This is a genomic window from Burkholderia sp. AcTa6-5, from assembly GCF_017815075.1.
Classification (GTDB): domain Bacteria; phylum Pseudomonadota; class Gammaproteobacteria; order Burkholderiales; family Burkholderiaceae; genus Burkholderia; species Burkholderia sola.
Genome location: NZ_JAGIQE010000021.1, coordinates 86,869 through 100,050, shown reverse-complemented (window position 1 = coordinate 100,050; position 13,182 = coordinate 86,869). Strand labels below are relative to the sequence as shown.

Below are 13,182 nucleotides of genomic sequence, written 5' to 3'. Positions count from 1 at the left end.
GTGCGGCAGTCGTGCTCATTGTCTTGATTGTCGGGTTCTCATCTATGTCGAATGACTGGCAGGTCGTTTCCAACACTTTCATGAAGAACAGCAAGCCTTACGGCGGAGGCGACTTCGTGATATCGGGAAACGAGGCGATCACGCTGAAGATCAGCGATCCTGAAATCACGTTCAAACCGTACGCGGAATGGAAGGACAAGGAAAAAGCCGAGCCGGCCGAAGCCTGGATGAGCGACAGTCGCGAAACGCTGAACCGGACGTCGGTCGAATTCTGGCGCGGCCCGGTGAACGGCGACATGACGCGCCATTTCAAGCAGGTGGGCCAGACCGCCGCCTGGTGGCACGCCAAGGACTGGACGGTCGAATTCATCAGCACCGGCTGGATGGACTACAAGTCGCCTCAGCCTGCCGACGGGCTGACGCCGCACGTGACCAAGCTCTGGAAGTCGTCCAACGGCGGACGCGACTGGGTACAGCTCGCGTGGCCCGAAGATCGGAACATCGGTCGCCTGCTCTTTCTGGATCCGCAGCGCGGCTATGCGATCGGTTGGGGCCCGCACGTGTGGCGCACGTCCGACGGCGGTCAATCGTGGCGGGAAATCCAACTGCCACCGGGTGCTGCGGAGGCCGGCAAACCCCGCCGCACCTTTGACGGCATCGACCTCGGCCCGGACGGTACCTTGCGCGTGGCATACCACGTCGAGAAATCCGAGCATGCTACCGCCGGAAGCGTCGTCTATCGGCTGGGCTGGGAGCAATCCGGGTTCGCCCTGGAGGCCGTTTTGCCCGAACAGGTAGTCGTCAACCTGTCCTCGTCTCCAACCGCGTCGAATCACTATGCGCTTTACGCGCTGTCGCGCCTCGGCGAACCGCGCAATTTCGATAATCCCGCCGACAAGGGAAAACGCGTCGGCGCCATTTCGACCTGGACGAACGGCGAACCCGAGCAGGTGCGCCAGTTGCATTCGTTTGACGACGCACTGACGCTCGATAGTCTGAGCGTCGGCCGGGACGGATTGCTGCTCGTCTACGCAACCGACGCCAGCCGCAACGGCACACCGCTCGATCTCACGTTCGTCAGCAGCGACGGCGGGAAGACCTGGAACTCGAGCAGGGAGAAACCGGCTCAGGGCGGATATTTCAACGCCCAAACGAACACGCTGTATTCGCTGGTCGCCTATACGCTCAAGAAGCGGCAGTTCTGACCGTTCCGATGCGATTGCCGCGGACCGCCGTCGCGATTCGGGTGCCGGCTCCGCGGCAGCGCACATCGAGCGCACGGCTCGGCGGCCGCACGGATCGACTTTCGGTGGCCGCGTGCAACGGTGCGGCCATCGGCGCGCAGCCCGCCCGTCACTGCCCGCGCTGCGGCTCGAACACGAACGGTTGCGTCAGCAGGAAAGGATTCGCGGTCGCGCCAGTCTGCGCGCAAGTCGCGTGCGTCATCGCCTCGACGGCCGCGCGATCGGCCGCCGCGTTGCGGCTACTCGTCGTCACGGTCACGTTCTGCGCTTCGCCGGACGTCGTCATCAGCGCGCGCACGAGCACGGTAACCGGACGCGTGAGCGGTTTCGCGCTATCCGGATAGACGGCCCGGGGGATATGGCAGGTCAGCTTGCTTTCCTGCGACGACGACAGCATCGCGCAGCCGGAAAGCAGTACCGCGACGGCGGGCAGGATCAGGTAGGTCGAGCGAAGGGCCATGGTCGAATGTCGTTCTTCAGCACTGTTCTGGGCACATGCGTCGCGCGCCGGCAGCCTTTCGCCGGCCGCATCGCGTGTGTCGCACCGCGCCGCGGCCATCGGACCGGCGCCCCGTTACGGCCGCGCGGCCGAGCAATGCTCGACCGCGATCCTGCTCGGCGGAATGCCCGGATAGCCTGGACATTCTCCGTATTCACACCGGCTACGCGCCGCGCCGGCGGGCACGCGAGCGCTTTCGCGCATTGTGCACGCGCCGCCCGGTCAGCGGCGGCGATTTGACAATGGTTGACGCGAATCGCCGCCCATTCGGCTGGAATCCGCGCGATCCGCGACGTAATCGATACCCGACCGGATTGGCGCGCTATGCGCCGGGCGGCCGTCTTGCTCCGACGTCGGCCGCCGTCAGCGCGGCGCGGTAGACGCCGGAATTCCCCGTTCCGGCGTGCACGACACGCGTCAATCCGAATCGTCGTCGTCCGAATCGTCGCCCTCGTCGGCCGGCGCTTCGCCGTACTTCGCGACGACGGCCGCCCTGAACGTCTTCAGCGCCGGCTCCTGATCGCACAGCTTGTACAACGCAGCCAGCTGTTGCGGCCAGTCCTTCAATTCCTTCGCAAACACATGCAGGCGCGCGACGGTATCGAGCGCGTCCGCTTCGCGGCCGGCCAGCGCCTGCAGCACCGCATAGCGGCGCAGCACCGTCTCGCCGGGCAGCAGCGCGATCGCGCGCTCGTGCGCGGCGAGCTTGAGCGGCAGGTTGTCCGACGAAATCGTGAGCAGCGTCGCCGCACCGTAATCGCCCCACGCGCCGAACAGCAGCGACGGCGCATCGCGGTACTGCGCGGCCGGGCTGCTGCCGTAATAGAGCACTTCCGCGCGCTGGTAGTCGCGCAGCACGGGCACCGCCGCCAGCACGCCGCCGAACGACAGCACCGCGAACAGCCCGAATGCCGCACGCCCCGGCAGGATACGCAGCGGCTTCACCTCGAGCAGCCCGATCACGAACATCGCCGGCAAGAGGAAGAACATGTATTGCTGCGGATACTCGACCAGCGCATGCATCAGCAGGATGCCGATCAGCGCGAAGCCGAACACGCGCATGCTCGACTGCGGCGCCCGCACCGCACGCACGAACCACATGACGAGCGTGACGGCGAGCACGCCGAGCCCGACGAGACCGGACTTCGCGAGCAGGTCGATGAAGATGTCGTGCGAGTTGTTCGCGATCTCGACGCCGCCGAGCGTGCGCACGAGCGCAAACTGATGCGACGGGAATTCGCCCCAGCCGACCCCGAGCAGCGGATGCTCGCGGAACATCGCGAGCCCGTACTTCCACAGCGCGAGGCGCGGCGCGATCTGCCCGGCATCGCGCATCCGGTCGGCTGCCGACTCCGCGAGATTCAGGTGGTAGTGCACGTTGGCCCAGCGCACCGCGACGTTCGCCGCGATGAATGCGACCGCAAGCACGACCGGTATCAGCCACGCACGCGCATTGCCCGGCGTGCGGCGCGATTCGACCCACGCCATCCAGAAGCCCGCGACGACCATCACCGCGACCTGCAGCCACGGCCCGCGCGACACCGTCAGCGCGAGACCGACCGACAGCACGAGCGACAGCGCGAGCCATGCCCACACCGCGAGCCGGCGCGTCTGCACCAGATACAGCGCACCCGCGAGCGCGAAGGCGATGTAGCTGGCCAGGTGGTTCGCCTGCGCCATGTTGCCGTACGGGCGGCGATCGACCGCGATGTTGTACACCACGACGAACGGCGAGACGGCCGATTCGAGGTGGAACAGCTGCACGATCTGGGTGCCGACCGCGAACACGCCGCCCACGAGCAGCGCACCGGCCATCATCCGCGACACGATTTCCGCCATCCCGTCGCGCGCCAGCGCATACCCGGCCTGCATCGCGACCAGCGCGGCGGCGAGATAGCCGACCGCCAGCCAGTTCATCGACGGCACCTTGAGCGGGATCAGCGCGACCTGCGCGATCAGCACCGCCGCAAAACCGAGCGGCGCCGCGAACGCCGCCGGCGCGGCAAACGGCTGGGCCGGGCGGCCGGTGCGCGCGAGCAGCACGACGGACACGCCCACCAGCAGATACAGCACCAGCGCGGAAAACTCCGAATAGAAGGTCGGGATCGGATACGTGTGATTCGTGATCGCGTACGGCACGATCAGGGCGACAGCCAGCGCAACGAGCGACAACGAACGGGAAAAAGTAGAAGGCATGAGCGAACCGGATGTCAGCAACCGGCGCACTATACAAAACTTTCCCCGCTCTGTGCGGGGCTGTCGCTCCGCGTGCCGGCGTCGGGCCGCAGCCCGGCCGGCCGAAGCGGCGGCCGGCAGGCCGCATGCGCGGCCGCTCTCCTTCTGCGCCAGCCTTATGCACGGCACTCCGCGGGCGCATATTTCGCGGGCAGCGTCGCGGCGTTACCGGGCAACGGCCCGGCGCCGGGCGCCGGCAGCGACGACGCGTCCTTGCCGGCGGCGAAGCATTCCCACGCAATCGCGCCCGCCTGTATCGCCCCCTTTTTGAGCGGCACGCGCGCGGTGGGCGCATCGGCCTTGTCGGGCGCGGACGGCACGAGCACCAGCGTATTCGTGCCGGCCGCGGCGACGCGGGTGGTGAACGCAACCGTGATCTGGCCGGTGGCGCCATCGATCGCAACCGATTCGACGTTGCGGGTCGCGGCCGGCGGGCTGTAGCCGCCGTCGAGGCTCGCGCCGCTCGCGGCATTGTCGGCGACCGCGAGCCGCGCCGACGACGCGAGCGCAAGCCCCTCGCCGACGCGCGACCGTGCGAGGTAATCCTGGTACGCGGGAATCGCATAGGCCGCGACGACGCCGACGATCGCCAGCACGATCATCAGTTCGATCAGCGTGAACCCGGCCAGCCGCCAGCGCGGCGACGACCGGTTCGCGCGCCGCAGATCGGCGGCAACGCGACGGAACAGGGAAACGGAAAAGGCTTCGAACATGGCAGGCTCCGGAAACGAAAAACGCCTGCCGACAAAGGCAGGCGTCTCGATCGTAGCCAGCGGGCCGCGAAGCCGGCAGTCGGCCGGATGGCCAGTCAGTGCTGCGGCACGTCGCGGCGTTTCCTGAGCGCGTAACCGATCGCGACGACGAACAGGGCCCCGACGATGCTCGCGCCGTAAACCACTTCCGGCGTATCGAGCACCGGCCAGCGGTCGCCGACCGGGTCGTTCACGATCAGCCCGCCCGCGATCCAGCCGAGCAGCCCGGCGCCGAGCGCCACGACGACCGGGAAACGGTCGAGCAGCTTCAGCACCAGCGTGCTGCCCCACACGATGATCGGCACGCTGACGACGAGCCCGAAGATCACGAGCGCGATCCGGTGCGACGGATCGGCTTGCTCGGCCGCGCCGGCGATCGCGATCACGTTGTCGAGGCTCATGACCGCATCGGCGATCACGATCGTCTTCACGGCATCCCACAGCCGGTCGGCCGGCTTGATGTTGTCGTGCGCGTCGGCGGCCGGCGCCATCAGCTTGATGCCGATCCACAGCAGCAGCAGCCCGCCGCCGAGCTTCAGGAACGGCACGTCGAGCAGCGCGACCGCGAACGTGATCAGCGCGACGCGCAGCAGGATCGCCCCAGCGGTGCCCCAGACGACCCCGCGCAGCCGCTGGTTCGCCGGCAGGTTGCGGCATGCAAGCGCGATCACGACCGCGTTGTCGCCGCCGAGCAGGATATCGATGATGACGATCTGGAGAATGGCGCCCCAGTGCAGCGAGGTCAGGAATTCGAGCATGGCGGTGAGGAAAGGGCAGCGGCCGCCTCGCGGGCGACCCGGTTCATCGTCGGCACATGCAGCACGCATGCCCGGTGCTTACGAATTCATTGCGGGAGCATAACAAAAAACGCCGGCAAAGCCGGCGTTTTCTGCAGGACGAGCCCGATGGAAATACTTACAGCGCCTTCTTCAGCAGACGGCCCATTTCCGACGGGTTGCGCGTGACGGTGATGCCGCACGCTTCCATGATTTCCAGCTTCGCTTCGGCCGTATCCGCACCGCCCGAGATCAGCGCGCCGGCGTGGCCCATGCGCTTGCCCGGAGGCGCCGTGACGCCCGCGATGAAGCCGACGACCGGCTTCTTCATGTTGTCCTTGATCCACTCGGCGGCGTTGGCTTCGTCCGGACCGCCGATTTCGCCGATCATCACGACCGCATCCGTATCCGGATCGTCGTTGAACATCTTCATCACGTCGATGTGCTTCAGACCGTTGATCGGGTCGCCGCCGATACCGACTGCCGACGACTGGCCGAGGCCCAGTGCCGTCAGCTGCGCAACCGCTTCATACGTCAGCGTGCCCGAACGCGACACGACGCCGATGCGGCCCTTGCGGTGGATGTGACCCGGCATGATGCCGATCTTCAGTTCGTCCGGCGTGATCGTGCCCGGGCAGTTCGGCCCGAGCAGCAGCGTCTTGCGGCCTTCGCGACGCATGCGGTCCTTCACTTCGATCATGTCGCGCACGGGAATGCCTTCCGTGATGCAGATCGCGAGATCCAGATCGGCTTCGACCGCTTCCCAGATCGCAGCGGCTGCGCCTGCCGGCGGCACGTAGATGACCGACACGGTCGCGCCGGTTTCCGCCTTCGCTTCCTTGACGCTCGCGTAGATCGGAATGCCTTCGAAATCTTCGCCGGCCTTCTTCGGGTTCACGCCCGCGACGAATGCTTCGCGGCCGTTTGCGTATTCACGGCAGGCGCGCGTATGGAACTGACCGGTTTTGCCGGTAATGCCCTGCGTGATGACCTTCGTGTCCTTGTTGATCAGAATCGACATGTATTTTGACCTCTGTTCGATGGGCGTCGCGTGCAAGCCGCGCCGCCATGCGTATTCGATAGCGTTACTTGCCTGCGGCAGCCGCGACGACCTTCTGCGCAGCCTCTTCCATGCTGTCGGCCGAGATGATCGGCAGGCCCGAATCGGCCAGCATCTTCTTGCCGAGGTCCTCGTTCGTGCCCTTCATGCGCACGACGAGCGGCACGTTCAGGTTCACGGCCTTCGAACCGGCGATCACGCCTTCCGCGATCACGTCGCAGCGCATGATGCCGCCGAAGATGTTCACGAGGATCGCCTTCAGGTCGGGGTTCTTCAGCATCAGCTTGAACGCTTCCGTGACCTTCTCGGTCGTCGCACCGCCGCCGACGTCCAGGAAGTTCGCCGGTTCGCCGCCGAACAGCTTGATGGTGTCCATCGTCGCCATCGCGAGGCCTGCGCCGTTCACGAGGCAGCCGATGTTGCCGTCGAGCGAGATGTACGCGAGATCGAACTTCGACGCTTCGATTTCAGCCGGATCTTCTTCGTCCAGATCGCGGTACGCAACGATTTCCGGGTGACGGAACAGCGCGTTCGAGTCGAAGTTGAACTTCGCGTCGAGTGCGGTGACCTTGCCGTCGCCGGAGACGTTCAGCGGGTTGATTTCAGCCAGCGAAGCGTCGGTTTCCCAGAATGCCTTGTACAGGCCTTGCAGGATCGCGCGCGCTTGCGGAATCGATGCGGCCGGCACGCCGATCTTCGCGGCGAGGTCGTCGGCCTGCGCGTCCAGCAGGCCCGTCGACGGCTCGACGATGACCTTGTGGATCAGTTCCGGGTGCTTTTCGGCGACTTCTTCGATGTCCATGCCGCCTTCGCTCGAACCCATCAGCACGATCTTCTGCGAGATGCGGTCGACGACGAGGCTGACATACAGTTCCTGCTTGATGTCGGCGCCTTCTTCGATCATCAGGCGGTTGACCTTCTGGCCTTCCGGACCGGTCTGGTGCGTGACGAGCTGCATGCCGAGGATCTGGTTCGCGTATTCGCGCACCTGTTCGATCGACTTCGCCACCTTCACGCCGCCGCCCTTGCCACGGCCACCCGCGTGAATCTGAGCCTTCACGACCCAAACCGGGCCGCCGAGCTCTTCCGCCACCTTGACGGCCTCGTCAACCGAGAACGCCGGCTTGCCGCGCGGTACCGCGACGCCGAATTTCCGCAGGATTTCCTTACCCTGGTACTCGTGAATCTTCATGCGTGATTCCCTTCAGTCTGAGAGTTGGATGAAATGTCGCTTAAGACGCTTCTTCGAATGATTTCCGTTCATTCCTTCGTGCTGCCTTCACCGGGCAGATCCGGCCGAATCGGGCCATACCAGCGCGGGTAGTACTGCCGCACGACCTCGCCATCGAATCGCAGCGCGCGGCAGCGGCCGAGCTGGAAAGGCGGTTCGGCGTGCACGCCGTCATGGTCCGGCCCTTCGCCACCCTCCTCGCGCACGTTCCATACATCACCGGCGAACGCCTGGATCGCGGCCGTCGGCAGCACGGCGCACAGTTCGGTGAGATGGGAACAGCCTGCGACGCCGGCGAGCAGCCGGTTCGCGTTGCGGCGGAAATTGCGGAAGAGGTTGAGCCCGATGAGGGCCCGATAGGCGGGGGAAGCGGATTGACAGTGACCGGGATAGGGCACCCATTCCGAAGACGCTTCGGCGTCGACGACATTGAGGTCACGATCGATGGTCACGCGCAGCCAGAGTTCGTGGATCGGCAGGCCCTGAGGCCGGATGCCCGACGCAAGCGCGACATCGCGCGGCTTGTGGTCGGTCAGGCAGGCTTCGATGTCCCACAAGCCGTCGCCGCGCTCGTAGGCTTCCGCTCGGATTGCGCGTCGATGTCGCAACTGACGGGGCACGGGCTCGGATAGCGGCATGCTGGAGGTTGAGGCCGAAGAGGAAAACCCGTGGATTTTAGCATATTGGGTATTTGAGGCATTCGGCCCCGACGGCGGGTATTCCCGCCTGTCCGGAAGCGGTTGCGATGCAGCAAAATCGCGCGCCACGCGCGCGACCGGGCGGCTCAGTCATCGATCGGGAAATCGTCGCCGACCTTCAGCAACTTCACGATGGTCGCGCTCGAGAAGCCCCGCGCGGCCAGGAAGCGCGCCTGCTTCGCGCGCTCGGCAGGCGTTTGCGGCAGTGCACCGAATTTCTTGCGCCAAACGGCCTGCGCGCGCGTCCACTCGGTCTCGCGCAATTGGGCATTCACCTCTTCGACGAGACTGTCGCCGACCGCATGGCGCTTCAGTTCGCTGACGATGCGCGCGACGCCGACGCGCGACGCGCGACGATGCACGAGGCTCTCGGCGAAGCGCGCGTCGGACAGCCAGCCTTCCTTTTCCAGCGCATCGAGCACCGGGTCGACGGATTCGTCCTCGCCGACGTAAGGGGCGAGCTTGCGCGCGAGTTCCGCGCGGCTGTATTCGCGCCTCGACAGATAGCCGAGCGCGCGCCCCTTCAACGACCGCGGCGGCTTCGACGACTCGCGTTCGCGAGCGCCCGGGGCGTCGCTTGAAGCAGCGCCGCCGGAAGATGCGCCGGATGCACGGCGTGTGCGGCGCGGATGCTGGCTGCTGCGCGTATAGACATCTTCCGTCGCGGGCGCATCGGCTGCGCGATCGCCCGGGGCTCGATCGCCCGGGGCACGAGCGCCCGGGGCACGATCGCCCGGGAAGCGGACACCGGACACCCGACGGCGGGGGCGATCGTGTGCGTCGAACGATTCGTCGTCGTCGAACGGATCGTCCGGTGCGGCAATCTCAAACGAAACGAGGGCATCGTCGGATGCCCTCGTCGCGGTGCGGTTCGCGGCGTTGCCGCCTGCGTCCCGCCGGCTGGCGCCCGAGGGTGCGGCTCGCCGGCCGGAGCGACCCGCCGTTTCGGGCGTGTCGTGCTCCTCCGGCTCGCCAGCCCGACCTCGGCGCGCAACCATCACTCTTCTTCGTCCAGCGCCTCGGCTTCGTTGGCTACGCCATCGGGCATGCTGACGACACCGAGCGATTCGCGGATGCGGTTTTCGATCTCGCGCGCGATTTCCGGATTTTCGCGCAGGAATTCACGCGCGTTGTCCTTGCCCTGGCCGATCTTCTCGCCGTTATAGCTGTACCAGGCGCCGGCCTTGTCGACGATCTTCGCCTGCACGCCGAGATCGATGATCTCGCCCTGGCGGGAAATGCCTTCGCCGTACAGGATGTCGAAGATCGCTTCGCGGAACGGCGGCGATACCTTGTTCTTGACGACCTTCACGCGGGTTTCGTTGCCGATCACCTCGTCGTTCTTCTTGATCGAGCCGATCCGGCGGATGTCGAGACGCACCGACGAATAGAACTTCAGTGCGTTGCCGCCCGTCGTGGTTTCCGGGTTGCCGAACATCACGCCGATCTTCATCCGGATCTGGTTGATGAAGATCACGAGGCAGTTCGTGCGCTTGATCGTGCCGGTCAGCTTGCGCAGTGCCTGCGACATCAGGCGGGCCTGCAGGCCCGGCAGCGAATCGCCCATCTCGCCTTCGATTTCGGCCTTCGGCACGAGCGCCGCGACCGAGTCGATGACGATCATGTCGATCGAGCCCGAGCGCACCAGCGCATCGGTGATTTCGAGCGCCTGCTCGCCGGTGTCCGGCTGCGAGATCAGCAGCTCCGGCACGTTCACGCCGAGCTTCGACGCGTACTGGACGTCGAGCGCGTGCTCGGCGTCGATGAAGGCTGCGGTGCCGCCGATCTTCTGCAGTTCGGCGATGACCTGCAGCGTGAGCGTGGTTTTACCGGACGATTCCGGACCGTAGATCTCGACCACCCGGCCGCGCGGCAGGCCGCCGACGCCCAACGCGATGTCGAGACCCAGCGACCCCGTGGAGACGACTTGGATATTCTCGGCCGCCTCGCCGTCGCCCATGCGCATGATCGAGCCCTTGCCGAACTGCTTCTCGATTTGCGCGAGCGCGGCCGCCAGCGCCTTGCTCTTCTCGGCGGTCATCCCGGAGCCCTTCTTGCTATCTTCCATGAATCGTCCTTTGCTATGATGAGCAGCGTCTGTTGGAGGCGCGCCCGCATCAAGCGCTGCCCACGAATGCAGACACTGTATAAAAAAACAGTGGTTTATGCAAGCCCGCAATGCGGGTTGCGTTGTACACGAATAACTTCGGAGACAGCCGCGCCGGCGCGAACGCCCTGCCGGCATCGGTCAGCAACATGCGAATTCTCATCGCCGAAGACGACAGCATACTCGCGGACGGACTCACCCGGTCACTCCGCCAATCGGGCTATGCCGTCGATCACGTGAAGAGCGGCGTCGACGCCGACACCGCGCTGTCGATGCAGACTTTCGACCTGCTGATCCTCGATCTCGGGCTCCCGAAAATGTCCGGGCTCGACGTGCTCAAGCGCCTGCGCGCGCGCAATTCCAATCTCCCCGTGCTGATCCTGACCGCCGCCGACAGCGTCGACGAACGCGTGAAGGGGCTCGACCTCGGCGCCGACGACTACATGGCCAAGCCGTTCGCACTCAACGAGCTCGAGGCGCGCGTGCGCGCGCTGACCCGGCGCGGCGCCGGCGGCGGCCCGACGGTCGTGCGCCACGGCTCGCTCGCATTCGACCAGGTCGGCCGCATCGCGTATGCGAACGATCACGTGCTCGATCTCTCCGCGCGCGAACTCGGCCTGCTCGAGGTGCTGCTGCAGCGGATCGGCCGCCTCGTGTCGAAGGAACAACTCGTCGATCACCTGTGCGAATGGGGCGAGGAAGTCAGCAACAACGCGATCGAAGTCTACGTGCACCGGCTGCGCAAGAAGATCGAACCGAGCGGCGTGCGGATCTCGACCGTGCGCGGCCTCGGCTATTGCCTCGAGAAGGTCGCGCCCGCGACGCCGGCCGACACGGCGGCGCCCCAGCCCGCGGCCGCCGGCACGCCGCTGCGCTGACGCCGGACGGCGCCGCGATGGCCACGCCGGCCCATTCCCCTTCCCGCCACCCGACCGGCGCGCCGTCGTCGGCTGCCGACGACGCGCGCGACGCCCGCTACGAGAACCCGTTCGCGCCGCCCGACGAAACCGAATCGCCCGAAACGCCGCGCCCGCGCTCGCTGTTCGGCGAAATCCTCGACTGGATGCTCGCGCCGCTGCTGCTGCTGTGGCCGATGAGCATCGCCGTCACCTATCTCGTCGCGAAGACGATCGCGAACGGCCCGTTCGACCGCGCGCTCGAGACCAACGCGTACGTGCTCGCCCGGCAGATCCATCCGGTCAACGGCGTCGCCGAGCTGACGCTGCCGGAGCAGACGCGCGACTTCCTGCGCGCGGACAACATCGACAGCGTCTACTTCCAGGTGCTCGGCACGCGCGGCGAGCTGGTCGCGGGCGAGGCCGACATGCCGCTGCCGCGCGACGAGGACCGCCCGCCGCCGGGCGTCGTCGTGTTCCGCGACGACCTGCTGCGCGGCAACGACGTGCGCGTCGCATATACGACCGTCGCGCTGCCGCAGGCGAGCGGCGCGCAGCCCGTGCTCGTGCAGGTCGGAGAAACGCTCGACAAGCGCAACGCGCTCGCGAACGACATCATCAAGGGCGTGATCCTGCCGCAATTCGTGATCCTGCCGCTCGCGATCCTGCTCGTCTGGTTCGGGCTGTCGCGCGGGCTCGCGCCGCTCAACGCGCTGCAGGCGCACATCCGCGCGCGACGACCCGACGACCTGTCGCCCGTCGAGGCGCAGCGCGCGCCGCCCGAGATCGAACCGCTCGTCACGTCGTTCAACGACCTGCTCGCGCGGCTCGAACAGAACATGGCGCTGCAGAAGCGTTTCATCGCCGACGCCGCGCACCAGATGAAGACGCCGCTCGCGGGCCTGCGCACGCAGGCCGAATTCGCGCTGCGCCACCCGGTGCCGCCCGACGTGCAGCGTTCGCTCGAGCAGATCGCGACGAGCTCCGAGCAGGCCGCGCGGCTCGTCACGCAACTGCTGGCGCTCGCGCGTGCCGAAAACCGCGCGAGCGGGCTGACCTTCGAGCCGGTCGAGATCGGCGCGCTCGCACGACGCACGGTGCGCGACTGGGTGCAGGCCGCGCTCGCGAAACGGATGGACCTCGGGTACGAAGGCCCGGACGACGACGCGCCGCTCGACGTCGACGGCAATCCGGTGATGCTGCGCGAGATGCTCGGCAACCTGGTCGACAACGCGATCCGCTATACGCCCGAAGGCGGCCGCATCACGGTGCGCGTGCGCGCCGAGCCCGCGGCGCGGCGGGTGCATCTCGAAGTCGAGGATACGGGCCCCGGCATCCCGGCCGGCGAGCGCGATCGCGTCGTCGAGCGCTTCTACCGGATCCTCGGCCGCGAAGGCGACGGCAGCGGCCTCGGGCTCGCGATCGTGCGCGAAATCGCCACGCAGCACGGCGGCACGCTGACGCTCGACGATCACGTCTATCAGCACGCCCCGCGCCTCGCCGGCACGCTCGTGCGCATCAGCCTGCCGCTGACCGCCCCCGCCCCGGATTAACCCTGACGCGCGCCGCCGCGGATCGGCGCAACCCCGTCGAAACCGGCGATTTACCGGCCGTTCGCGCCACGATCGGCGCGCGAAGCGGCCGATTCGACGCGGGTTAACGCGCAGTGGTTTTGTACGCGCGA

Annotated in this window: 13 protein-coding genes; 3 read left to right on the top strand and 10 right to left on the bottom strand. The window is 66.8% G+C overall.

Going from position 1 to position 13,182, the window contains the following annotated elements; translation table 11 throughout:
- Positions 1-44 precede the first annotated feature (44 nt).
- A complete protein-coding gene (locus J8I33_RS25255; RefSeq protein ID WP_050014706.1) occupies positions 45-1,205 on the top strand; it encodes a glycosyl hydrolase in 1,161 nt (386 codons plus the stop codon).
- Between the two features lie 148 nt (positions 1,206-1,353).
- On the opposite strand, the gene J8I33_RS25250 is transcribed toward J8I33_RS25255, so the two are convergent.
- The 10 genes from J8I33_RS25250 to J8I33_RS25205 all read right to left on the bottom strand — a co-directional run bounded on the left by J8I33_RS25250 (position 1,354) and on the right by J8I33_RS25205 (position 10,753).
- Complete coding sequence (locus J8I33_RS25250; protein ID WP_124556531.1) at positions 1,354-1,704, bottom strand: TonB family protein; 351 nt, start codon at positions 1,702-1,704, stop codon at positions 1,354-1,356.
- Positions 1,705-2,160: 456 nt separating this feature from the next.
- Positions 2,161-3,939, bottom strand: coding sequence for a Wzy polymerase domain-containing protein (locus tag J8I33_RS25245; protein WP_209928288.1), 1,779 nt, complete (start codon positions 3,937-3,939; stop codon positions 2,161-2,163).
- Between the two features lie 155 nt (positions 3,940-4,094).
- Complete coding sequence (locus tag J8I33_RS25240; protein WP_050014570.1) at positions 4,095-4,691, bottom strand: pilin; 597 nt, start codon at positions 4,689-4,691, stop codon at positions 4,095-4,097.
- Between the two features lie 95 nt (positions 4,692-4,786).
- The gene (locus J8I33_RS25235) at positions 4,787-5,488 is read right to left on the bottom strand and encodes a TerC family protein (protein ID WP_050014572.1); all 702 of its coding nucleotides are present in this window, start codon (positions 5,486-5,488) and stop codon (positions 4,787-4,789) included.
- Between the two features lie 157 nt (positions 5,489-5,645).
- Complete coding sequence (gene sucD, locus J8I33_RS25230) at positions 5,646-6,527, bottom strand: succinate--CoA ligase subunit alpha (RefSeq protein ID WP_006477916.1); 882 nt, start codon at positions 6,525-6,527, stop codon at positions 5,646-5,648.
- Between the two features lie 64 nt (positions 6,528-6,591).
- The gene (gene sucC / locus J8I33_RS25225) at positions 6,592-7,758 is read right to left on the bottom strand and encodes an ADP-forming succinate--CoA ligase subunit beta (protein ID WP_006477915.1); all 1,167 of its coding nucleotides are present in this window, start codon (positions 7,756-7,758) and stop codon (positions 6,592-6,594) included.
- 68 nt (positions 7,759-7,826) lie between these two features.
- Entirely contained in the window at positions 7,827-8,435 is a 609-nt protein-coding gene (locus J8I33_RS25220) for a DUF2889 domain-containing protein (protein ID WP_050014576.1), read from the bottom strand.
- A 146-nt stretch (positions 8,436-8,581) separates the two neighbouring features.
- Entirely contained in the window at positions 8,582-9,493 is a 912-nt protein-coding gene (gene recX, locus J8I33_RS25215) for a recombination regulator RecX (RefSeq protein ID WP_209939368.1), read from the bottom strand.
- Entirely contained in the window at positions 9,493-10,563 is a 1,071-nt protein-coding gene (recA, locus tag J8I33_RS25210) for a recombinase RecA (RefSeq protein WP_011546125.1), read from the bottom strand. The genes recX and recA overlap by 1 nt, the downstream gene beginning before the upstream one ends.
- A gap of 49 nt (positions 10,564-10,612) precedes the next feature.
- A complete protein-coding gene (locus J8I33_RS25205; protein ID WP_160300515.1) occupies positions 10,613-10,753 on the bottom strand; it encodes a hypothetical protein in 141 nt (46 codons plus the stop codon).
- Between J8I33_RS25205 and J8I33_RS25200 the strand changes: the two genes are divergently transcribed.
- Positions 10,752-11,480 carry a response regulator transcription factor gene (locus J8I33_RS25200; RefSeq protein ID WP_006497347.1) on the top strand — a complete coding sequence of 243 codons (729 nt, stop codon included), beginning with the start codon at positions 10,752-10,754 and terminating at the stop codon, positions 11,478-11,480. The genes J8I33_RS25205 and J8I33_RS25200 overlap by 2 nt on opposite strands.
- Positions 11,481-11,497: 17 nt before the next feature.
- Positions 11,498-13,051 (top strand): sensor histidine kinase, encoded by a 1,554-nt coding sequence (locus tag J8I33_RS25195; protein WP_209939367.1) that lies wholly within the window; start codon positions 11,498-11,500, stop codon positions 13,049-13,051.
- Positions 13,052-13,182 lie beyond the last annotated feature (131 nt).

Coding starts and splice junctions, on each gene's coding strand:
- J8I33_RS25195 (WP_209939367.1), top strand. CDS start 11,498: ATGGCCACGCCGGCCCATTCCCCTTCCCGCCACCCGACCGGCGCGCCG.
- J8I33_RS25220 (WP_050014576.1), bottom strand. CDS start 8,435: ATGCCGCTATCCGAGCCCGTGCCCCGTCAGTTGCGACATCGACGCGCA.
- J8I33_RS25245 (WP_209928288.1), bottom strand. CDS start 3,939: ATGCCTTCTACTTTTTCCCGTTCGTTGTCGCTCGTTGCGCTGGCTGTC.
- J8I33_RS25200 (WP_006497347.1), top strand. CDS start 10,752: ATGCGAATTCTCATCGCCGAAGACGACAGCATACTCGCGGACGGACTC.
- sucC (WP_006477915.1), bottom strand. CDS start 7,758: ATGAAGATTCACGAGTACCAGGGTAAGGAAATCCTGCGGAAATTCGGC.
- J8I33_RS25240 (WP_050014570.1), bottom strand. CDS start 4,691: ATGTTCGAAGCCTTTTCCGTTTCCCTGTTCCGTCGCGTTGCCGCCGAT.
- recX (WP_209939368.1), bottom strand. CDS start 9,493: ATGGTTGCGCGCCGAGGTCGGGCTGGCGAGCCGGAGGAGCACGACACG.
- J8I33_RS25250 (WP_124556531.1), bottom strand. CDS start 1,704: ATGGCCCTTCGCTCGACCTACCTGATCCTGCCCGCCGTCGCGGTACTG.
- J8I33_RS25205 (WP_160300515.1), bottom strand. CDS start 10,753: ATGTTGCTGACCGATGCCGGCAGGGCGTTCGCGCCGGCGCGGCTGTCT.
- J8I33_RS25255 (WP_050014706.1), top strand. CDS start 45: ATGTCGAATGACTGGCAGGTCGTTTCCAACACTTTCATGAAGAACAGC.
- sucD (WP_006477916.1), bottom strand. CDS start 6,527: ATGTCGATTCTGATCAACAAGGACACGAAGGTCATCACGCAGGGCATT.
- J8I33_RS25235 (WP_050014572.1), bottom strand. CDS start 5,488: ATGCTCGAATTCCTGACCTCGCTGCACTGGGGCGCCATTCTCCAGATC.
- recA (WP_011546125.1), bottom strand. CDS start 10,563: ATGGAAGATAGCAAGAAGGGCTCCGGGATGACCGCCGAGAAGAGCAAG.